Below are 21,708 nucleotides of genomic sequence, written 5' to 3' on the forward strand. Positions count from 1 at the left end.
TTGCGACTCGACGCGGCGGCATACCGGGTGCCGACCGACGCACCCGAGGGAGACGGCACCCTCGCCTGGACCGACACCACCCTCGTGCTGGTCCGAGCGGCGGCCGACGGCGAGACCGGCACCGGCTGGACGTACGGACCGAGCGCGGTGGTGCCGGTCGTCACCGACCTGCTCGCACCCGTGGTGGCGACACTCGACCCGGACGACGTGCCGGCCGCGTGGTCAGCCATGCAGCGGCGACTGCGCAACGCGGGACGGCCCGGCGTGGCCGGGCTGGCGCTGTCCGCCGCCGACTGCGCGATCTGGGACCTCAAGGCCCGCCGCCACGGCCTGCCGCTGGCCCGCCTGCTCGGCACCGCCCGCCGGCAGGTCCCGGTGTACGGCAGCGGCGGCTTCACCACCTACGACGCCGAGCGTCAGCATCGGCAGCTTTCCGGCTGGGTGCACGACGAGGGCATCCCACGGGTGAAGATCAAGATCGGGGAGTCCTGGGGGACCGAGGTGCCCCGCGACCTCGCCCGGATGGCTGCCGCCCGGCACACCATCGGCGACGACGCCGAGCTCTACGTCGATGCGAACGGCGGCTACCAGCGCAAGCAGGCCGTCCGGGTGGCCCTGGCGGCCGCCGACCTCGACGTGCGCTGGTACGAGGAACCGGTCAGCTCCGACGACCTCGTCGGGCTCGGTCTGCTCCGCGACCAGGTGCTGCCCGACGTGACGGCCGGCGAATACGGCTTCGACCTGGCCTACTTCCACCGGATGGCCCCGTACGTCGACTGCCTTCAGATCGACGTCACCCGGTGCGGCGGGATCAGCGAGTTCCTGCGCGCGGCGGCCGTCGCCGACGCGGCCGGCCTGGAGGTCTCCGCGCACTGCGCACCCCACCAGCATCTGCCGGTTGCCGCCGCGACGCCGAACCTGCGGCATCTGGAATGGTTCCACGACCACGTGCGGATCGAGTCCATGCTCTTCGACGGAGCGGTGCCCGCGGCGGGAGGCAGCGCACCGGCAGTGCTGGATCGGCCCGGTCACGGGCTGGAACTGCGCGAGACTGAGGCGGAGCGGTACCGGGTGCGCTGAGCGCGCCGGAAACAAGCAACCGATGGACGGGGCGAACCCCGCCAGGCTGCGCAGCAGCCCGCGGCGTCCCGTTGGGCGGGGCGCCACCGGGCACGCGATCTCCAACGCCGAGTCTCACCGGCCGACGTCGCGGGGGACGTGCAGGGCGTAGCGGTCGGACAGCTGCGCCGCAACCTCCTCGGCCGTTCTGGCCCGGGCCCTCGTGATGGCCCGCTCCCGCGTCTCACCGCATGGTCGCAGGGACGACGCGTGCCGGTTCGCCGGACACCTCGACTCGGCGCGGTTACCTCGTCGGGTACCGGGTAGCTGGCGGTAGAGGCCAGGCCGGGAGGGGCGACATGCGGCGATCCGGGCGGGACGCAGGGGTTGCGGTGATCACGGGAGCCAGCGCCGGCGTGGGCCGGGCCACCGCCCGGCTGCTCGCCCGGCGGGGAATCGCCATCGCGCTGCTGGCCAGGGGGCGCACGGGGCTGGACGCCGCCGCAGCCGAGGTAGGCGCGTACGGCAGCCGGGCACTGCCAATCGAGGTGGACATGGCCGAGTACGACCAGGTGGTCGCGGCCGGGCAGCGGGTGGAGGACGAACTGGGGCCGATCGACCTGTGGATCAACGACGCCTTCAGCTCCGTGTTCTCGCCCTTCCAGGAGACCCGGCCGGAGGAGTTCCGGCGTGCGATGGAGGTCACCTATCTGGGGTACGTGCACGGCACCCGGGTCGCGCTGGCCCACATGACGCCTCGGGACCGAGGGACGATCGTGCAGGTGGGATCGGCGCTGGCGTACCGGGGAATCCCTCTGCAGGCCACCTACTGCGGGGCCAAGCACGCGATCGTCGGATTCACCGAATCGCTGCGCTGCGAACTGATGCATGACAAGAGCAATGTGAAAGTGACGATGGTGCACCTGCCGGCAGTCAACACGCCCCAGTTCGACTGGCTGCTGACCCGGTTGCCCCGGCATGCCCAGCCGGTGCCGCCGATCTACGAGCCCGAGGTCGCCGCCCGAGCGATCGTAGGTGCTGCGGACCGGCCCGGACGCCGTGAGTACTGGGTGGGCATCTCCACTGTCCTGACCATCCTGGGGAATCGGATCGCTCCCGGGTTGCTCGACCGGTACCTGGCCCGGACCGGGTACCAGTCGCAGCAGACCCAGCAGCCGACCGATCCGCACCGGCCCGCGAACCTGTGGCACCCGATGGACGGCCCGAACGGCCACGACTTCGGCGCGCGGGGCAGTTTCACCGGGCGCTCACACCGCCACAGCCCCCAAGCCTGGATGTCCCGCCACCCCCTGGTCACCGCAGCCGGCCTGACCGTGGCGGCCGGCGCACTCGGCACCCTGGTCGCCACCCGTGACCGCCATGCGGCCGAAGCCAATTCCTGACGTTGTCCTCGGTGACCCTATTCAGCACTCCGGCGGCATTTGAGGATGCCGAGTCTTTCGGGCGCAGTCGAACTTTCAGCCCCGACAGTCGTCTGCTGGTCGCCCAAAGCGGCGAGAGGCGTTCCCGTTGGTTCGACAATGCCAGCCAACTACAGCTCTGGGATGTTACCGACCCGGCCCGCGTCGCGGAGGTGGCCGCTCCGACAGTGCCGGTCAACCTCGCGTCAGTGGGCTTCGATCCCGACAGCAGCACCCTGTACGTCGCCGGCGACCGCCAGCTTCTCCTCCTAGACCCAAACATGGACAGTCTGACCCGGCGGCTCTGCGAGGCGGTCGGGGACGCTCTCTCCCTGGAACAATGGCGGCAGTACTTCCCCGGAACGCGATATGACCCGCCCTGCCAGCGGTGACCGGGAGTGCGGATGCGAAGTGACACTCACCGGTCGGACACCTCGATGTCTATCAGGGAATCTCGGTGAATTCTCTGGTTTCGTCATGGTCTGTCTCCCTCCCGGTCGGCGGTCGGTGAGACAGACCGTAGGAGCGTGAACCGCCGCTTCTGTCGCTGCAGGCCCTCACAACACCTCGCACCTCCTCACGCGGTCCCACATCGCAGCGCTGACTCGGCAGCCATCGATCAGAGCAGCGTCCCTGCTGGCCGCCGCGGACGCGGCCGGGATGATCGCCCAGCCGCGTGCTGGACAGCGCGGCCCCATAGCCCTTTCCGATCGCCCACCAACTACCGACTGCGCGCGGTGCCGGCAGGGCGTACGCGGCGGAGGCGATCGGCTGAGGCGGTCAGTGGACCGTGATCCGCTGACGGGCTTCGAGTCGTCCCCGCACGCCGGGGGTGCGGTCGCCGAACACCGTTCACGTCGCGGGAACGTGATCCAGGTTCAGTTGGTGCCAGCGCTCGGCGGTGATCAGGTGCAGGACCGGACCTCGGCCGACAACCGTTACGTGAGGCGGAAGCGGGGTCCCGTCCGGTAGGACGAGCCGGTGTGTGCCGACGACGCGCATCGTTTCGCCGTCGAGTTCACCCACGACGAACCGGTCGTGCTGCTGCCCGTACCCGCCGAGGAGCCCGATCCGGGTGCCGGCAACCGCCAAGGCCTTGGCCCCGTCGGTCTGATTGCGCCACCCGGTGACGTCGTCGCCGTGGATCCGCACGATCGGGAAGCCGCTGTAGTAGCAGGTCCAGGTCGCGTCGTCGCTGACGTTGAGGGCGTAGCAGTCGTCGATCGCGCCCGCGTCATTGTCGACGTGGGACGGGAACCGCCACGTCGGCTCCAACTCCGGCGAGAAGCGGACCAGGCCCATGTTGCCGAGCGGTGGCGGGGCGTCGCCGCTACCCCAGCCGTAGTTGCCGTACACACCCTCGTCGAAGTACCCGACCCACACGTCACCGGATGTGGTGGTGAGGACGTGCTCGATACCGTCACCGAGGGTCGCCTGGGCCTCGATACGTCCGTTGCTGTCGTAGATCACGCCGTTGCGGTCCGGGCCATTCGGGCGCCACCGGCATCGGGCTCCGACCACCAGCATCCGACCGCCCGGCAGGGGCTGCGCCGTCGGGTGGGCCAGCGTCAGCCCAGGCAGTGACATGACATCAACGGCGTCCCCGGTCTGCCGGCTGACCCGGACCGGTACGGGACGGTCGGTGGCCGGATCCGGAAACGTCGCCCAGCCGGGCTGGGTGGTGACCGATCGCAGCGCTGCCTCGTCGGCCGCGTTCGACCACAGCGCGACGAGTTCGCCGGCGGGCCCGATCGACGCCGACACCAGCACGTCGCCTTCCGCGGGCCGCACGAGCGGCACACCCTCGTCAAGCTGCCACCTCGGCGAGGTCTGGGTAGTTTGCTCCCTGCTACGCCGGCGACCGTTCCCCCATTTCATCCGAGTACCCCATCACCCGTCGCGTCCGACCGCCAGCCGATTCCACCAGGGCGACCGACGCCAGCGGAACAAGCGCAGACCCCCAAGCGGGAGCCCTCAGGCGCGCAGTCCTTTCCCGGTAGCCACGATGGCCTTCTCGAACCATGTTGCGGTGTTGGTTGCCGAGCGGCTCCAGACCGCGACGCACTGGATCACCCGATCGTGGTGCAGGCATCCGTAGCGGTGGGGGAATGGCGTGCCGTCGGGGAGTGTCATGGTGGCGGTCACTGCCCGGCCGGGCGCGTCGAGCCCGGCCGGTAGGTCGGTGGCGGTATGCCCGTCGGTGACCTGGCCCTCCTCCACGTCCTGGTCGCACGCCTCCAGCAGGTCGAAGAGCCGCCGTACGGATTCGCTGGCCATCGCTTCGCTCGCATAGACCACGGTCTGTTGGTAGACCTCGACGAACTCTCCCGGTTCGGTGTCGGCCGGGGTGCCGAAGACGCGCGCCACCGCGACCAGTCGCCGATCCAGCATCGGCATCGGTTGGCCGCACACCACCCCGTCGGAATCCAGTCTCTCGTCCACGTGGGCAGGCTTCTCGGCCAACCCGACCAGGCTTCCAGTGGCGGCGAGGCGGTCTCGCAGTTCCCGCGCGGCACCGCCGTCACTGGGCGAGGGAGCAACCAGGGCCGTGGCCGATGTCGTGGGTGCCGACGCGTCTGCCGCCGTAGTCGAGTCGCAGGCGCCGACCGAGGTGAGTACGGCCAGGGGAGCCGTTGGGGCAGCGAGACGTCGATGCATGGCGGCGAGCATACGTGCCGCACGTCAGTCGATTCGCCGGGACGCTGAGCGGGCCCAGCCGGCGTGCCGCGTGCGGGTGTCCCCGGGGTGAAGCCTGCCCGGGACACCCCGATGGGCCGGGCCGCACGGCCCGGCCCATCGGGTTCGCGCGTCAGGTCGACGCGGTCACCGTCCGGTCAGCTCAGCTTCTGCGCGAGAGCGACGGTGGCGCCGCCGTGCTCGTACGAGACGAGCAGCGAGGTGCCGGCCGGAAGCGAGCCGCTCAGCGGCAGGACGAGGGTGCCGTCCTTACGCAGGCTGGCCTTGGCCTCCGCCACGACCTGGGTGCCGTCCCAGACGAAGACCCGGGCGGTGCCCGCCTTCTTCACCTGGAGCTGCACCGACACCTTGCTGGCGGTACGGGTGACCTTCTTGATCTTCACGGTGTTGTCCGCCAGCTTGGCGTAACCGCCCGGTGCCACCCCGTCCGAGACGGACTGCAGGAGGGTCTGGGGCGAGTCGACGCTCTGCGCCGCGGTGTCGGGCATGATCGGCGCCTTCGGCGCCGACGGCTTCGCCGCCAGGCCCGGCAGGGTCGCGTTGCCCCAGCGCCACGGGTCGGCCCGCACGCCGCTCCAGGTCGACCAGCCGACCCGGGTCTGCGCGGTCAGGTCCTGCGTGTCCGAGTCGTTGACGAGGATGTTCAGCCCCATCCGGCTCGGGTCGATGTTGTCCGGCAGCACGCTGAACGGGATCTTGACCTCGATCCGGTAACCGGTGTACGGCTCGCTGGTCACGACGGAGGCGATCTGGACACCCGGTGCGGTCTCCGGGCCGCCCTGGTGGTTGTCCCGCTCCCGGGCGAAGCACGGCGGGTTGCCGTTGGCCGGGTCCTTCGTGGCCGGGAAGAGTGCCATGTTGAACACCGTGGAGGTGTTCGCCGAGTTGCCGCGCGGGTCGATGCCGAACTCGATGTTGTCGTTGCGTCGAGGACGCTTGCAGTCCTCCGGCGGCAGGACGGTGCCGAGCACGTCGTCGGTGATGTTGAAGACGGCGTACAGGGCGTCATCGGTGTGGGTGAGCTGGGCGGTGCCGGAGATGTCCGACGCCGGGGCGGCGGTGCCCTCCCAGCGGGTCGAGATGTCGATGACCTCGCCGGTGTACTCGTGCTCGTCGGCGTGGCCGTCGACGGTCGGCGCGGTGGTGGCCTTCGGGATCGTGGTGACCGGGACCAGGTTGAACGCACCCGGCTCGGTCGCGTTGCCACCGGCGTAGCTGGTCTCGATCTGCACCCGGTAGGCGCCGTTGTCCGGCGCCCGGTTGGCCGTCGGCAGCGACGTGTCGGTGTTGGTGACCGTGAAGGTCACCGAGGTGCTGGCGCCCGGCTGGAGCCCGGTGTACGGCAGCTGCTGCTCGGCCACCGAGAAGCCCGCGGGGACGTTCAACTTGACCGCTCCGGACTGGACCTGGGTGCCGTGGTTGGTCAGGTTGACCTGGACGCTACGGGTGCCGCCGCTGGGGACGTTCAGCAGGGACTCGATGAGCGCGTCGAGCTGCTGGGTCTTGTTCCGCACGGTCCACTGGCGGAAGTCGGCGATCTCCTCGAGCGGCTCCAGGGTGCCGCGCACCGGAGCGGTGCCCTGCACCCGGGCGCTGCTGGTGCCGCTGCCGTCCTTCTTGCTGGTCAGCGTGGCGTTGATCCGGAAGCGGGCACCCACCTGTACCTGCGCGGGCGGGGTGACCGTGAAGGTCTTCACGACCTCCTTGCCCGGGCTCAGCGTGCCGACGTTGCCGTTGCCGCTGACCGTCCAGCCGGCCGGGACGTCCAGGGTGACCTTGGCGCCCTGGATGGCCTTTTCGGCATAGAGGACCGTGTCCACCTTGATGGGCTGGCCGGCGAGGGCCTCCCAGTTGTGCGGACGCACGTGGATCTCGGTGCCGAGCGGCAGGCCGCCCGGGGCGCGCACGGTGGCACCCTGGAGCGCACCGGTGCCGGCACCCTCGTTCGGGGCCGGGTACGGGGTGCGGGTGTCGATGAGCGTCAGCCGGTTGCAACCGATGTTGGTCGGGTTGGTCGTCGGGAAGGAGCTGTTGCCCCAGCCCTGCGACACGTACTCCCGGCGGGCCCAGGTCTGGACCGTGTTCCACCGGGTGCCGTCGTAGCGCGCCGACTCGTAGCCCTGCCAGGTGCCGAAGACGACCTCGCTGGCCTCGTTCGGCGTGAACGTGGTCTCGCAGGCGGGGCCGTTGGTGCCGGTGGTGCCGCTGCCACCGGTCTGGAAGATGCGGGAGACCCGCCAGGGCTTGAGCCCTTCCTTCTTGATCTGCTCCGGGAACGCCTTCGGGTCGGCCGCCGCGTAGAAGGCCTCCACGGCCAGCATGGCCGCCTTCTGGTGGTTGCCGTGGTTGCCCTGGGTCGCCGAGGGGTTCATCGTGAGGATGACCTCGGGCTTGGTGGTACGCAGGACCCGCACGATCCGCGACAGCGTCTCCTGGTAGCCCCAGACCTCCTCGGTCAGGGGGGCGCTGGCGGTGTACCAGAAGTCGAGCGCGTCCAGGTTGTAGATGTTGTCGATGCCGGCCCAGCCGACGGCCTTGCGCTCCTCGTCCTCCCGGATGAGCCCGAGTTCGGGCCCCTCCTCGAGACCGGTGGCGTTGCCGCCGCCCTCGCCGCGGGTGGTGGTGATGACGCCGGCCTTCATGCCGTGATACTCGTTCCAGTATCCGAGCATGCCGAGCTGGCCGGCCTCGTCGTCCGGGTGGGCGCCGATGAACATGATGTCCAGGTCGATCGGCTTGTCGGACTTCTTGGCCTGTTGCTTCGGTGCTTTGTGCTCAGGGTTGGCCTGGGCCGGAGTGGCCAGGCCCAACGACAGCAGACCGCACATGGCGATCGCCGCTGTGGTGCGCCATCTCATGGGCATACCTCTTCGTCTCGAAGCGAGAGTGCTGCGGCTGGGGACGGTTACGGGCCCGGCACGGGCCGACTGACACGTGACTCGTGCCGGGCCGTACTGCAGACAGCTGTCCACTGAGGACCATCAGGTCCCCACGGTCGTGGTGCTCGACAACGGGATGGTGACGTACGCGCACCGTCACGGCGTGAGCGGTGCGTACGGTGGCGACGGGTCGGGCCACCGGAAGGCCTTCGGGCCGTAACCTAGGGATCTTGCTGAGGCGTCGTCAATAGTCCTGGACGACTTTCTTCCTTATTCGAAGAAACGATCTGCCCTGCTCAGGTGGTCCGCTGCTGCGCCGGTCGCGATCTGTGGGCAACCTTTGTCCGGCTTTGGGTACCCAATGTGGACGCGAGGGCCCGACTTTGCGCGTCATGTCGGGGTAGCCCGGCACGCCCCGCTTGCGGATTCCGAACTTTCCGCTGGTCGAGCGGTTGAGATCATCTCGTTACTTGACGGCGGATTTTTTTCGCACTAGGAAGAAAGTGTGTCTGACAAAGCCCCGACCAGCCCGGTCAGCCGTGAGCGGTCCCGTGAGATCAAGCGTCTCTCGGTGATCATGGCCGCCCGGCAGGCCCGGCGGTTGTCCCGGGTCGACCTGGCCGAGATGACCGGCCTTTCGGCGGCCACCGTGACCGCGCTCGTGCGGGAACTCGTCGCCGAGGGCTACCTCATCGAGCGCGGCCCGGGCGCGCCCACCACCGGCCGTCCTCGGGAGATGCTCGAGTTCAACCCCCGCGCCGAGCTGGTCGCGGCGGTGTCGCTCGAGCCGCCCCGGATCAGCTGCGAGATCGCCGACAGCGAGGGCGCGGTCATCGCGCACCGCGTCGCGCGGCTCGGCGACGACGTGGTGGAGACCGTCTGCGAGTTCGTCCTCGACCTGGTCGGCGACAACCTGCCGTCGCTTCGCGGCGTCGCGATCGCGGTGCCGGGGGTCTCCAGCAACGGCGCGGTACGCCTCGCGCCGTCCGTGGGGCTGGTCGAGGCGAGGCCGATCGGCGAGTCGGTCCAGCGGCGGCTCGGCGTACCCGTGGTCGTCGACAACGACGTCAACCTCATGGCCGCCGGCGAGTGCGTCGCCGGCGCCGGCGCGGACGTGGCCAACCTGTTGCTGATCCACGTCGCCGACGGCATCGGCGCCGGGCTCGTGCTCGACGGCAAGGTCCGCCGGGGCGCCAGCGGAGCGGCGGGCGAGGTGGGCTTCCTTCCCCTGGGCGCCGCACCCGAGCGCCGCTACAGCGGCGTCGGCGAGTTCGAGGCCCGGTGGTCGGTCAACGCCATCGCGGAGCGGGCGGTCGCGCTCAACCCGGGGCGCCGACCCGAGTCGCCGGTACGGGAGCTGATCCAGCTCGCCGCGACGTCGGCCCCGGCCCGCGAATACCTCGACGAGGTCCTCAGCGCCTGGGCCCGGCTCATCCTCTCCTGCGCCTGCGTGGTCGATCCGGGGCTGGTGCTGCTCAGCGGCGCCGCCGCGGAACTCGACGATCCGGCGATCGAGCAACTCCAGGCTCTCGTCTCCGCCCGGACCCCGGCCCCCACCGAGGTGCGCAGGGCCACCCTCGGCGACCAGGCCGTGCTGCACGGAGCGATCAGCTACGCGCTGTCGGCCGCAGTGCCCCGACCCTCGCTTCCCTGACCCTCACCTGACCCCCGGCCCCCGACAACCCCCGACACCGACACCCCACCACAGCCCATCACCACCGCCGCCGTCGCGGCGGCCGCGTCCGTACCCCGGACGAGCGGCCGCGGCGCGGTGCGACGCGCCCCGGTCCGTGCGCGACCTGCGGATCTCCGACCCGTCCGGGAACCGGCCGACCATCGGCGCCCCGGGTCGGGGACCGCACACCGTCTCTTCCCGCTTTCGATAGTTCCCCCTTCGAGTGGAGGTACCTGATGAAACGTCGTTTGGTCCTGGCCGTCGCGTTCAGCACGCTGCTGGCCGTCACCGCCTGCGGCGGCAGCGACGACGACAAGGACGCCGGCTCCTCCGGCTCCGCGCCCGTGGAGAAGGTCGTCATCTACAGCGCCCGTGACAAGTCGGTCACCGACTACGTCGTCGAGCAGTTCACGGCCAAGAACCCCGAGTACAAGGGCAAGGTCGAGGTGCTCAACATGGGCGCCCAGGAGGTGCTGGAGCGGGTCCGCGCCGAGAAGGCCAACCCGCAGGCGTCGGTCTGGTGGGGCGGCACCCAGCAGGGTCTCGCCGCCGGTGCCTCGGAGGGCCTGCTGGAGGCCTGGCAGCCGTCGTTCGCCTCGAAGATCGACGCGCGGTACAAGGACGCCGAGGGCCGCTGGTTCGGCGAGATCCTGCTGCCCGAGGTCATCATGTACAACAACAAGGCGCTGACCCCGGAGACGGCGCCGAAGGACTGGGACGACCTGATCGACCCGAAGTGGAAAGACAAGATCATCATCCGGGACGTGGCCGCCTCCGGCACCATGCGCTCGATCTACGCCTCGATGATCCAGCGCTTCTCGGCCGACGGATCCAACCCGCAGCCCGGCTACGACTGGCTGCGCAAGCTCGACGCCAACACCGTCGAGTACGCGGCCAACCCCAGCGACCTCTACCTGAAGATGTCGCGTGAGCAGGGCGTGGTCAGCGCCTGGAACCTCCAGGACATCCTGCTGCAGGCCAACGAGAAGATGCCGTTCAGCTACGTCATGCCGGCCTCGGGCGCCCCGGTGCTCGTCGACGGTGTGGCCGCCGTCAAGGGCGGCAACAGCGAGGGCGCGAAGAAGTTCCTCGAGTTCCTCTTCGACGACTCCCTGCGGGCCAGCCTGGCCAAGGACTACTTCCAGATCCCCGCGGTCGAGATCGCCGAGAAGCCCGAGTGGCTGACCAAGCTCGACCTCAAGCCGATGGACGTCGACTGGGACGTGATCGGCAAGAACGAGACCGCCTGGATCACCCACTGGAATGCCCAGATCAAGGGCAAGGGCTAAGACGCTCGGAACCGGGCCGTGCCACGGCACGGCCCGGCTTCGTCCTGGAAGGACCCACGAAATGATCGATGTCCGACTGACGGCGGTCAGTAAGCGCTTCGCCAAGTCGAGCGACTCCGCGGCGGTCGATGACGTCACCATCACCATCGGAGCCGGCGAGTTCTTCACGCTGCTCGGGCCGAGCGGTTGTGGCAAGACGACGACGCTGCGGATGGTGGCCGGCTTCTACTTCCCGACCTCCGGGCACATCCACTTCGGCGATGACGACGTCACCCGCTGGACGCCGAACAAGCGGGACACCGGCATGGTGTTCCAGAACTACGCGCTGTTCCCGCACATGACGGTGGCGCAGAACGTCGCGTACGGGCTCAAGGTCCGCCGGGTCTCCCGCGCCGAGCAGGCCCGCCGGGTCGAGGAGGCACTCGCCCAGGTGCACCTCGCCGGGTACGGCGACCGGCGCATCGACGCGCTCTCGGGCGGCCAGCAGCAGCGGGTCGCGCTGGCCCGGGCCCTGGTCATCCGCCCCCGCACCATGCTGCTCGACGAGCCGCTGTCCAACCTCGACGCGAAGCTGCGCGAGGAGACCCGCGCCGAGATCCGGCGCATCCAGCGGGAGAGCGGCACCACCTCGATCTACGTCACGCACGACCAGGCCGAGGCGATGGCGATGTCCGACCGGATCGCCGTCATGCAGTCCGGCCGGGTCCAGCAGGTCGGCTCTCCCCACGAGATCTACTACCAGCCCGCGAACGCGTTCGTGGCCCGGTTCATCGGGCGCAGCAACGTGCTGAGCCTGCCGGTGGTCAGCGCGGGGGAGAAGCGCGTCGGCGTACGCCTGCCCGGCGGCGCCACGATCGACGTCGGCGCCCCCACCGGACACGGGCTCGCCGAGGGCGACACCGCGCTGGTCTCCGCGCGCCCCGAGCACATCGCGCTCAGCGGCGCCGACGACGACACGGCGGCCATGCGCGGCCGGATCAGCCACGTCGAGTTCACCGGCATGGCCACCCACATCAGCGTCGACGTCGACGGCGACGACGTGATGGCCGCCCTGGTCGACGCGCCGGCCGGCATCCGGCTCGGCGACGTCGTGGGCCTGCGGCTCGTACCGGAGCGCCTCTGGGTGGTCAAGCCGTGACCGCTGCGACCCGACCCGCCCCCGGCTGGGCGGCGGCCCTCGGCCGGCGCATGGCCGGCGGGGCCAACTCACGATGGTTCCCCTACCTGCTGGTGTTGCCACTGATCCTGGTGCTCTGGGGCTTCGTCGTCCAACCGATGTTCGCCACCTTCCGCGAGAGCGTCAGCGCCAACGGCACCGACAACTACCTCCAGTTCCTCTCCTCCTCCGGGGTGGCCCGCGAGTCGCTGTTCACCTCGCTGTTCATCTCGGCCGCCAGCGTGCTGCTCTGCGGGGTCGTCGGCGTGGCGATGGCGTTCCTGCTCAAGCGGTTCCACTTCCGCGGCCGGCGGCTCATCGAGGCGTTCATCCTGGTGCCGGCGGCCCTGCCGCCGCTGATCGGGGCCGTCTCCTTCCAACTGCTCTACAGCAACATCGGCATCGTGCCGCGCGGCCTCCAGGCGCTGCTCGGCACCGACAAGCCGGTGCTGGCCTTCGACGGCATCGCCGGTGTGCTCGTGGTGCACACGTTCACCATGTACCCGTTCTTCTTCCTGGCCGCCTCCGCGGCGCTGGCCGGGATGGACCCCTCGGTCGAGGAGGCGGCGTACAACCTCGGCGCCGGTCGGGTACGCGTCTGGCGGACGATCCTGCTGCCGATGCTCACCCCCGCGCTGATCTCGGCGTCGCTGCTGGTCTTCATGACGTCGCTGGCGTCCTACACCGCGCCACTGCTGTTCAACGTCAGCCAGACCATGACGATGCAGATCTACATCAACCGCACCAACGGCGACCTGCCGATGGCCTCGGCGTACGCCTCCGTGCTCGGCATCGTCTCGATCATCTTCCTGCTGGCGATGCGCTGGTACGAGGGGCGGCGCAACTACCAGTCGCAGTCCAAGGGGATCTCCGCGGTCCGGCGGGAGATCACCAACCCGGTCGGCCGCTGGCTCGCCCCGCTCGCCTCGGTGCTGGCCACGCTGGTCCTGCTCGCCCCGGTCGGCGCGATCGCGCTCGTCGCCTTCTCCGAGGACCGGTCCTGGACCACCGAGGTGCTGCCGCCGACGTACACGTTCGAGAACTTCGTCACCATCTTCACCGACCCCAAGGCGTTCCAGCCGATCCTCAACTCGGTGCAGATGAGCCTCCTCGCGGTCGTGGGCTGCGTGGTGATCGGCGTCCTGATCGCGTACGCGGTGCGGCGGCTGAAGTTCGTCGGGCGCGGTCTGCTCGACGTGGCCGTCATGATCGCCTGGGCGCTGCCCGGAACGGTCGTGGCGATCAACCTGATCTCGGCGTTCAGCACCGGCAACGCGTTCAGCTTCGGACAGGTGCTGGTCGGCACGTTCTGGATCCTGCCGCTCGCCTACTTCGTGCGCTTCCTGCCGATCGTGTTCCGGTCCAGCTCCGCGACCCTGGCGCTGATCGACCCGTCGCTGGAGGACGCCGCCCGCAACCTCGGCGCCTCCTGGCTGCGTGCCTTCTACACCATCACCGTACGGCTGATGCTGCCCGGCGTGCTCGCCGGCGCGCTGCTGGCGTTCGTGCACGGCGTCGGCGAGTTCGTCGCCTCGGTGCTCATCTACACCTCCTCGACGGTGCCGATCTCGGTCGCCATCAACAACCGCATGTACTCCTTCGAGCTGGGCACCGCGGCGGCCTACGGCATGCTCCAGGTGCTGCTCATCTTCGTGGTGATGTGGTTCTCCGGCCGGCTGGAGAGCAGCCGGACCGCGACCCGGAGGGCCGAGCAGTGGACGAACTGATCGAGCGGTGGCGGACCGGGGGAGGACTGCTCCCGGTCACCCGGGTACCCGGCCACGCGTTCGCCGCCGTGACCGAGGCGGCCGACCTCGCGGTGCTGCCGGTCGGCGCGGTCGAGTGGCACGGTCCGCACCTGCCGATCGGCGCCGACCTGATCCTGGCCGAGGGATTCGCCGGGGAACTGGCCACCGGCTCCGCCCGGGCCGTGCTCTTCCCCGCCGCGCCGTACGCCGCCTGCCCGGGCCAGACCCGGCCCTGGCCGGGCACGGTGGCGCTGCGGCCGGAGATCGCCGTCGGCTACCTCGGTGACGTGCTCGGCGGCATCGTCGAGGCGGGCTTCACCCGGCTGCTCGTGGTCAACGGCCACGACGCCAACATGTCCACCGTCCGCGCCGCGATGGAGTGGGTGTCCGGCCGGCACCGGGCCAGCATGATGCTGGTGAACTGGTTCCAGCTCCTCGGCCCGGACGAGACGGCCGAGATGTTCGGGGACCTGCCGGCCCGGGGGCACGGCGGCGCGTACGAGAGCTCCGCCGTGCTCGCCTTCGACCCCGGCGCGGTACGCCTGGCGGCGGCGCCGGACCTGCCCCCGAAGCCGAAACTGCCCACCCCGTACCCGTACGTGCTCGTGGAGTCACGGCCCGACCCCTGGCAGGGTTGGTCGGGCCACGTCTCGCTGGCCGGCGAGGAGGCGGGCGGCCGGATCCGCCGGACCGCGGGCGCACGCCTGCGCGAGGTGGTCGACGCGTGGCTCGCCGCCCCGCTGCCCGGACCGCCCGGAGCCGACCGGCCGGAACAGACGACCGGATGACCACGCGCGGCACGCCGCAGGACAACGCACCGCCTCGGGAGGCCACCATGACCCCGTCACTGACCGTCTACCAGCAGCACCACCTCCGCGTCGTGTTCGAGCACCACGTCGCCCACCTCTACCCGGCGATGGTCACGGCCAGCCAGGCCCACGTCGTCATGCTCGCCGAGCAGGGACTGATCTCCGCCGAGTCCGCCGCGACGATGCTGCGCGGCCTGGTCGTCCTCGCCGGGGAACAGCCCGCCGAGCTGGAGTACGACGGCAGCGTCGAGGACGTCTACTACACGCTGGAGAAGCGTCTCGCCGCCGCCAGCGGGATCGAGGTGTCGCAGCTCAGCGTGCAACTGGCGCGCAGCCGCAACGACCTCGACGCCGGCGTCTTCCGGATGGTGCTGCGCGACCAGCTGCTCCAGGTGCTGGACGCGCTGCTGGCCACCGGCCGCACCGTGCTGGACCGCGCGGACCGGCACGCCGACGTCGTGATCACCGGCTACACGCACCGCCGCCCCGCCCAGCCGACGAGCATCGGGCACGTCTTCGCCGGCTACGCCGAGGCGCTTGCCGGCGAGGCGGCCGCCTACGCCGACCTGCTGGACGAGATGAACCGCTCGCCGCTGGGCTCCTGCGCCTTCGCCGGCACCGACCTGGACATCTCTCCCCGCCGTCTCGCCGACCTGCTCGGCTTCGACCAGCTCATCGTCAACTCGTACGAGGCGGTGGCCGGCGCCGACCACCTGGTCCGGGTCGCCACCCTCAACGCGCAGGCGCTCGCCACCGGCGCCCGGCTGGCCCGCACCCTGATGGACTGGCTCAGCTGGGGCTGGGTGGTCACGCCCGCCGAGTTCACCCAGGGCAGCAGCATCATGCCGCAGAAGCGCAACCCGGTGGTGCTGGAGCACCTCGTCTCGATGGCGGGCGCCGCGGCGGCCGACGCCGCGAGCGTGCTCAACAACGTCGGCGCCGCCTGGTGGGAGGACTCCAACAACGCCACCACCGACGTGCAGGCCCGGCTCTGGGACGGCGACGACCGGGCGTACCGGTTCTTCTCCCTGCTCGGCGGGCTGATCACGGAGCTGGACCCGCTGCGCCCGCCGACCGCCGAGGAGATCGTCGCCTCGGGTGCCACCACCACGGCCGCCGCCGACGCGCTGGCCCGCCACGGCGTGCCGTTCCGGGGCGCCCACTCGCTGCTCGGCCGGCTGGTACGCGGCGGCGCGCCCGCGACCTGGACCGCGGAACTGGTCCGGTCGACCGCGGCTGACCTCGGCCTGGGCGACCAGCTCGACGACGCCGCGGTACGGGATCTGCTGGCCGCCGCGGTCCGCCCCGAACTCGTGCTGCGCCGGGCCCAGGCCGACGGCCCCGGCGAAGCCGCCGTCCGCGATCAGGTCGGACGACTGTCTACAATGCTGGATGCGGTGCAGGCGCGGGCGCAGGCGTTGCGCGACCGGCTGACCCGTGCCGACGCGGCTCTCGCCGAGGCGGTCGCGGCGAGGGTAGGCCCGTGACGGGGCGACAGACGCAGCAGGCCGTGGTCGCGGACGTCGTGTCGCGGCGACCACGAGACCTGGACCGACGGCCCGAAGGGCGATTTGACATCACCATGGAACGACCGGCAAATCCACGGCTGCTCGGCATCGACTTCGGCGGCACCAAGATGGCGATCGGCGTGGGCGACACCGACGGCCGGCTGCTCGTCTCCGAGCGCCTGCCCACGAACGCCGAGCAGGGTGCGCAACAGGCCCTCACCCGGGCCCTCGACCGGGCGCGCGAACTCGCCGACCAGACCGGCGGCACGATCGTCGCGGCCGGCATCGCCTCTCCCGGCGTGGTCCACGACCACGGCATCGAACTGGCGCCCAACGTCCCCGGCTGGGAGCAACTGCGGCTGGCCGAGGCGGTCCGCGCCCACCTGAACCTGGCACACGTGCGGGTGGCCAACGACCTGAAGGCCGCCGCCTACGCCGAGCTGCGGCTCGGGGCGCTGCGCGACGTCGACCCGGGACTGGTGGTCGGGCTCGGGACCGGGGTGGCCGCCGCGGTCACGATCAACGGCGAGGTGCTGCCCGGCCGCCACGGCGCGGCCGGGGAGATCGCCTACGGCCTGACCGACCACAGCTGGCCGCCCCGCCTGGAGCCGATGCTGGAGGCGACGTTCTCCGGCCGGGCCCTGGACGAGCTGGCGCAGCGGCTGGGAGTGACCGGCCGGGCCGCCGGCCTCTGCACCGTCGCGGAGCAGCCCGGCCGGGTACGCGAGCAGCTTCGCCAGCGCGTCGACGAACTGGCCCGTCAGCTCGTCACGTGCTGCCTCCTGCTCGACCCGCAGCGGATCGTGCTGGTCGGCAGCGTCGCGGGCAACGACCTGGTGCGGGAGATGCTGATCGAGCGGCTCACCCACACGCTGCCGTACCGACCGGACATCGTCCTGTCCGACTTCCCGCAGGACGCCGCGCTGCTCGGCTCGCTCGCCATGGCGACCGAGGCCCAGCCCGCGGTGGTCTGAGCGGCACGCGGGGCGCGGCGAACCGGCGCCGGGCGGGCGTGCAGGGGCACCCCGCCCGGCTGCCTGGCGTCGACCCCGCACAACTTCCCGCCGCCCGTGGCAGCCGGTCATGTCGAACCACAAGCAGGAGCCCGTGGCCCGGGCGAACGGCGGGACGCAGTCAACCCGGCAACTGACACACGCGAACACGTCCGCCGGACGCGGGTCGCCGGGTGAGTTCCCCGCGCCCCACGCCCGGCGGTGGGCAGAGCTGGTCTACCGCGCTGTTGGGCGCGGTCCGTCACACGTCACGGTCAGTGGCCCATGACGAGATCCATCACCTCACTGCGCAGCTTGCCGAAGAGCGGTTCCTGCTTGGTGAGGATCTGGTCGCGGTCCCGGGGGAGCGGCACGTCCACGGTCGCCTTCACGGTCGACGGGCCCTTGCTGAGCACCACCACCCGGTCCGAGAGATAGACCGCCTCATCGATGTCATGCGTGATGAAGAGGATGGACTTCTGCCATTCCCGCCATACCCGCAGCGTGAGGTCTTCCAGGCTGATCCGCGTCTGCGCGTCGACCGAGGCGAACGGCTCGTCCATCAGCAGGATCTTGGGCTTGTTGATCAGCGCCCGGGCGATGGCAACACGCTGCTGCATGCCGCCCGACAGCTGCCACGGATACTTCCCGATCACGGAACGCGGCAGCCCGACGGCCTCCAGCAGACTGTCCACCGCGCTGCTCACGCTGCTGCGGCTCGCCCCGGTACGGCGCAGCGGCAGGCCGATGTTCCGCTCGACGGTGAGCCACGGGAACAGCGACCGGCTGTAGTCCTGGAACACGATCGCCATGTCCTCGGACGGGCCGTCGCCGATGGGCTCGCCGAACGTCCGGACCTGACCGGCGGTGGGCCGCAGCAGCCCGGAGATGCAGTTGAGCAGCGTCGTCTTCCCGCTACCGGACGGCCCCACGATGGAGACGAATTCACCGGCGTACACCTGCAGGTCCACCTGCTCGATGGCCAGATGGTCGACCCCGTTGGTGGTGTACGTCTTGGACAGCCCCTCCACGACCAGCGCGGCCGCAGTGGTATCCGCGTTGCTCATGCCTATCTCCCTACCGTTGGCCGCCCGCGGAGCGCCCACCGCTCATACAGGCCGAAGAGTGCGTTGAACAGGATGCCGATCGTGCACGCCATCACCACGCCGGCGAACATCTTGGGGGTGTCGAACTTGTACTGCTGAAGCAGAATCTGGTAGCCGACCCCGGACGTGGAGGCGTACAACTCGGAACTGACCATCAGCACCACCGCGACACCCAGACTGACCCGCGCCCCCGCCAGGATGCGCGGCAGCGCCGCGGGAAACACGACGAACCGGTAGCGGTCGACCCGGCGCAGCCCGATCGCCCGCGCGCTGTTCAGGGCCAACCGGTCGACGTTGGCCACCCCGTCCATCGTGTTGAAGATGACCGGCCAGATCGAGCCGAACGCGATCACGAAGATGGGCATCCGGTCGTTGATCCCGAGCAGCACGATCGCGATCGGGATGAGCACCACCGCCGGTGTGGCGACGCCGAGCCGGACCACCGGCGCGCACAGCCACTCCAGGCGTTGACTACGGCCCAGCGCCATCCCGACGAGGATGCCCACCGACAACGCGAGGGCGTAGCCGAGGACCAGCCGGAACATGCTCGCACCGACATCCGCGACGAACGCGTCGGAGACGAAGAGCCGGTCTGCCGGGCCGCTCAACCACAGCTCGACGAAGGCGGTCGCCACCCGGCTCGGCGGTGGGGTGAACGAGGAGTCCCGCCAGCGCAGCAGCAACTCGGCCACGAGCACCAGCGCGATCACGAGCCACACGTAGGAGACGACCCTGACGACGATCCTGCGCACTGTCTCACTCCTGCCTGGACGGGCGCCAGCGGATCAGGCGCCGCTCGGTCAGTTGGGCCGCGATGTTGAGCACCATGCCGGTGATGCTGACTGCGAGCACACCGGCGTAGACCGAGTCCACCCGTTGCGCCTCCTGATAGCTGACGAGCACCGTGCCGACGCCGGTGGTGGCGCCGAGCAGTTCCGCGCTCAGGGTCACCACGAACGCGATGCCGGTGGCGATGCGGATGCCGGTCACGACGTACGGCAGCGTGGTCGGCAGCAGCACCCGACGCATCGTCTCCACCCGGCCGAACTTCAGTGCCCGGGCCACCTTCAGCGCGAGCGGTTCGACGCTGCGTACGCCGTAGATGGTGTTGACCAGGATGATCCAGAAGACCGAGAAGGTCACCACCGAGATCTTCATCTGGGGCCCCAGGCCGATGAGGACGATCGCCGCCGGGATCAGCGTCACGACCGGCATCGCCCGGCCGATGTCGATCACGAGTGAGCTCGCTCGGGCCAGCGGCTCGAAGTACCCGATCAGCAGGCCCACCGGGATGCTGATGACGGCCGCGATGCCGAGGCTGACCGCCCAGGTGGCGAGCGTGTCCAGGTACTCGCGGACGAAGTCGGCGTCGTTCAGCAGGCCCCAGAGCGCCTGGGCGACCGCGGCCGGGCTCGGCAGCCCGGACGCGGGCACCACCTCGGCCGCCACCACGGCGGCCCAGCCGGCGATCAGGAGGCCCAGGCCCGCTGCTCCCCAGATCACCGGCTGGCCGCGCCGAAGCCCGCTGCGGATGGCGCTCATCCAGCTCGCTCGTAGATGAGGCCGGACGTATCCACCTTCTGGCTGATCGCACCGAACTCGTGGGCGATGTCGGCCATCTTCTGCAGCGCCGCCGCGTCCACCTCGCTGGACAGTTCCTCGAACTGGCTGGCCCGGATCGCCTCGACCGTCGTCTTACCGAATTCGGCGGCCATCGCCTGCCACTCCGCCTCGTTCGCCGGGTCCAGGATCTGGCTCAGTGACTCGTCCATGGCGGCCCGGAACTTCTCGATCCGGTCCGCGTTCCCGGCGACGAACTTCTCGGATGCGACGTAGTTGGCGTAGTTGATCCGCCCCTGCACGTCCGCGTACGGCTCGCCGAGCCAGACCGCTTGGCCCTTGCGCACGAGGGCCTGGCCGATCGCCCCGCTGGCGTTGATCGCGTCGACCGCGCCGCCCTCCAACGAGGTGGCCATCTGCGCACTCGGGATGTTCACATACTTGATCTTCGTGTCGTCGCAACCGGCCTTGCGTACGGCGGCGCTCGTGTAGACCTGGCCTGGGCCGTTCAGTTCGGTGACCCCGATGGTCTTACCGACCAGGGCGCAGTAGTCCTTCGCCCCGCTCTTGGTGGAGGCGAAGACCCCGCGGCTGCGCTCCGGGTCCGGCGTCGCCGGGTTGAAGTACGCCCCAATCACGATCTTGACCTTCACCCCCTGCGAGGCGGCCACGATGGCACCCCAGCCGCCGGAGAAGGCCAGGTCGACCTGGCCGGAGTCCGCCGCGGCGACAGCCGACGCGGCGGAGGCGAGGGTGACCGGCTCCACGGCGATGCCGTGCTTCTCGAAGATCCCCTTCTTCAGCGCCCAGACCAGGGTGATCTCGTTGGGGAAGCCGATCTGGGTGACCTTCAGCGGCTGCCCCAGGGACTTGTCGGTGGCCGTGGCCGAACCGCCGTCGGAGAAGCAACCAGAGAGTACGAGCATGCTGGCGGTGGCCAGCGCGAGGCCGAGGCGTCCTCGTCTCATCAGTTGACCTCCCGGGCGGCGGGGCGGGGAATGGTCCCGTCCTCGACGAAGTCCTTCTGCAGCCTGTTTCGGTGCGCTACGCACGCTGGAGTCCACGGTGGAAACCATGGGAATGTCCTCCACTGAGTTGACAGGCATCCCGAGCGGGTGGCCGAGCCGGTCCGCGCGGAATCGCCGGCGATGCGGACGTCAGCGTGGTCTACCGGGCCGGCGGGTGTCCGCATTCGGTGGCGGGTCGCCTGATATGGGGGTTGAGAGAAGTGCGACGGCGTCCGATCGGATTGGAACGATCGGGCTTACTGGGTGACGCGGGCCAATTCCGCCAGGACCGTCGTGACCGGCAGTCAAATGGCCCGCGTCTCGGTCACGGACACCAGGGGGACGGCGGCCGTGCCGACAGTTAATCAGCGTGAAATGTTTGATCCGAATCCTCTATGCGAGATGGCATCTTGTCAAGTGATCCATCTGGTGTGGCGTCCCAGGTCGCGGCATGGTTCCCCTGCCCGGGGCAGGCGGCGGCCCTGACCGCGCGCGGAGGCTCGGATGCTGCTGCTGCGGAGGGCGCGCGGCCGCTGGGCTGGCGGATCAGCCGGGCCGCCTCAGGTCACGCGAAGGGCCGGAGCCGGCGCAGTTCGCTGATTACGGCGCCGTCGGCGAGATGGATCGCGGCGAACAGGCCCGTGACGCCGTTACGGACTGGTCGTGGGCGTGCCGCCAGGACATGCCCGGCATCATCGGCGGCACCGGCTGCGAGCGGTCCGACGCGTGAATTGACTTCCCGTCCACACGCAGCACGACGGCCCGTTCGGCCGGTTGTGGTGCTGAATCTGTCGCCCGTGAT

17 protein-coding genes are annotated in these 21,708 nt (G+C 70.3%); 10 read left to right on the forward strand and 7 right to left on the reverse strand.

Annotated elements, in window-relative coordinates; all coding sequences use genetic code 11:
- The 3 genes from ACGFIG_RS24135 to ACGFIG_RS24145 all read left to right on the forward strand — a co-directional run bounded on the left by ACGFIG_RS24135 (position 1) and on the right by ACGFIG_RS24145 (position 2,872).
- A complete protein-coding gene (locus ACGFIG_RS24135) occupies positions 1-1,080 on the forward strand; it encodes an enolase C-terminal domain-like protein (RefSeq protein WP_393006430.1) in 1,080 nt (359 codons plus the stop codon).
- A 338-nt stretch (positions 1,081-1,418) separates the two neighbouring features.
- Positions 1,419-2,462, forward strand: coding sequence for an SDR family oxidoreductase (locus tag ACGFIG_RS24140; protein WP_393006432.1), 1,044 nt, complete (start codon positions 1,419-1,421; stop codon positions 2,460-2,462).
- Between the two features lie 11 nt (positions 2,463-2,473).
- A complete protein-coding gene (locus ACGFIG_RS24145) occupies positions 2,474-2,872 on the forward strand; it encodes a hypothetical protein (protein WP_393006434.1) in 399 nt (132 codons plus the stop codon).
- Between the two features lie 460 nt (positions 2,873-3,332).
- On the opposite strand, the gene ACGFIG_RS24150 is transcribed toward ACGFIG_RS24145, so the two are convergent.
- From ACGFIG_RS24150 to ACGFIG_RS24160, 3 genes are all read right to left on the reverse strand, one after another.
- The gene (locus ACGFIG_RS24150; RefSeq protein WP_393006436.1) at positions 3,333-4,358 is read right to left on the reverse strand and encodes a hypothetical protein; all 1,026 of its coding nucleotides are present in this window, start codon (positions 4,356-4,358) and stop codon (positions 3,333-3,335) included.
- A 96-nt stretch (positions 4,359-4,454) separates the two neighbouring features.
- Entirely contained in the window at positions 4,455-4,922 is a 468-nt protein-coding gene (locus ACGFIG_RS24155) for a hypothetical protein (protein WP_393006438.1), read from the reverse strand.
- Between the two features lie 392 nt (positions 4,923-5,314).
- Positions 5,315-8,035 carry a sugar-binding protein gene (locus ACGFIG_RS24160; protein WP_393006440.1) on the reverse strand — a complete coding sequence of 907 codons (2,721 nt, stop codon included), beginning with the start codon at positions 8,033-8,035 and terminating at the stop codon, positions 5,315-5,317.
- Positions 8,036-8,561: 526 nt separating this feature from the next.
- Here ACGFIG_RS24160 and ACGFIG_RS24165 point away from each other — a divergent pair.
- The 7 genes from ACGFIG_RS24165 to ACGFIG_RS24195 all read left to right on the forward strand — a co-directional run bounded on the left by ACGFIG_RS24165 (position 8,562) and on the right by ACGFIG_RS24195 (position 17,215).
- Positions 8,562-9,710, forward strand: a complete 1,149-nt coding sequence (locus tag ACGFIG_RS24165) for an ROK family transcriptional regulator (protein ID WP_393006442.1) — start codon at positions 8,562-8,564, stop codon at positions 9,708-9,710.
- A gap of 257 nt (positions 9,711-9,967) precedes the next feature.
- Positions 9,968-11,020, forward strand: coding sequence for an extracellular solute-binding protein (locus ACGFIG_RS24170; RefSeq protein WP_393006444.1), 1,053 nt, complete (start codon positions 9,968-9,970; stop codon positions 11,018-11,020).
- A 61-nt stretch (positions 11,021-11,081) separates the two neighbouring features.
- Positions 11,082-12,158: an ABC transporter ATP-binding protein gene (locus ACGFIG_RS24175; RefSeq protein WP_393006446.1), complete on the forward strand. Its 1,077-nt coding sequence runs from the start codon at positions 11,082-11,084 to the stop codon at positions 12,156-12,158.
- Entirely contained in the window at positions 12,155-13,903 is a 1,749-nt protein-coding gene (locus ACGFIG_RS24180) for an ABC transporter permease (protein ID WP_393006448.1), read from the forward strand. Before ACGFIG_RS24175 ends, ACGFIG_RS24180 begins: the two co-directional genes overlap by 4 nt.
- Entirely contained in the window at positions 13,891-14,712 is an 822-nt protein-coding gene (locus ACGFIG_RS24185) for a creatininase family protein (RefSeq protein ID WP_393006450.1), read from the forward strand. The genes ACGFIG_RS24180 and ACGFIG_RS24185 overlap by 13 nt, the downstream gene beginning before the upstream one ends.
- A gap of 47 nt (positions 14,713-14,759) precedes the next feature.
- The gene (locus ACGFIG_RS24190) at positions 14,760-16,220 is read left to right on the forward strand and encodes an argininosuccinate lyase (protein WP_393006451.1); all 1,461 of its coding nucleotides are present in this window, start codon (positions 14,760-14,762) and stop codon (positions 16,218-16,220) included.
- A gap of 95 nt (positions 16,221-16,315) precedes the next feature.
- On the forward strand, positions 16,316-17,215 hold the full coding sequence (locus tag ACGFIG_RS24195; protein ID WP_393006453.1) for an ROK family protein: 900 nt from the start codon (positions 16,316-16,318) through the stop codon (positions 17,213-17,215).
- Between the two features lie 293 nt (positions 17,216-17,508).
- Here the strand turns inward: ACGFIG_RS24195 and ACGFIG_RS24200 are convergent, their stop codons facing one another.
- From ACGFIG_RS24200 to ACGFIG_RS24215, 4 genes are read right to left on the reverse strand one after another with little or no spacing between them, the layout of a single operon-like run.
- A complete protein-coding gene (locus ACGFIG_RS24200) occupies positions 17,509-18,300 on the reverse strand; it encodes an ABC transporter ATP-binding protein (protein ID WP_393006455.1) in 792 nt (263 codons plus the stop codon).
- Positions 18,301-18,302: 2 nt separating this feature from the next.
- Entirely contained in the window at positions 18,303-19,091 is a 789-nt protein-coding gene (locus tag ACGFIG_RS24205; RefSeq protein ID WP_393006457.1) for an ABC transporter permease, read from the reverse strand.
- A 4-nt stretch (positions 19,092-19,095) separates the two neighbouring features.
- Positions 19,096-19,881, reverse strand: a complete 786-nt coding sequence (locus ACGFIG_RS24210; RefSeq protein WP_393006459.1) for an ABC transporter permease — start codon at positions 19,879-19,881, stop codon at positions 19,096-19,098.
- Positions 19,878-20,867, reverse strand: coding sequence for an ABC transporter substrate-binding protein (locus ACGFIG_RS24215; RefSeq protein ID WP_393006461.1), 990 nt, complete (start codon positions 20,865-20,867; stop codon positions 19,878-19,880). Before ACGFIG_RS24215 ends, ACGFIG_RS24210 begins: the two co-directional genes overlap by 4 nt.
- Positions 20,868-21,708 lie beyond the last annotated feature (841 nt).

Origin of the sequence: Micromonospora sp. NPDC049048, assembly GCF_043197615.1 — a bacterium.
Lineage (GTDB): Bacteria > Actinomycetota > Actinomycetes > Mycobacteriales > Micromonosporaceae > Micromonospora.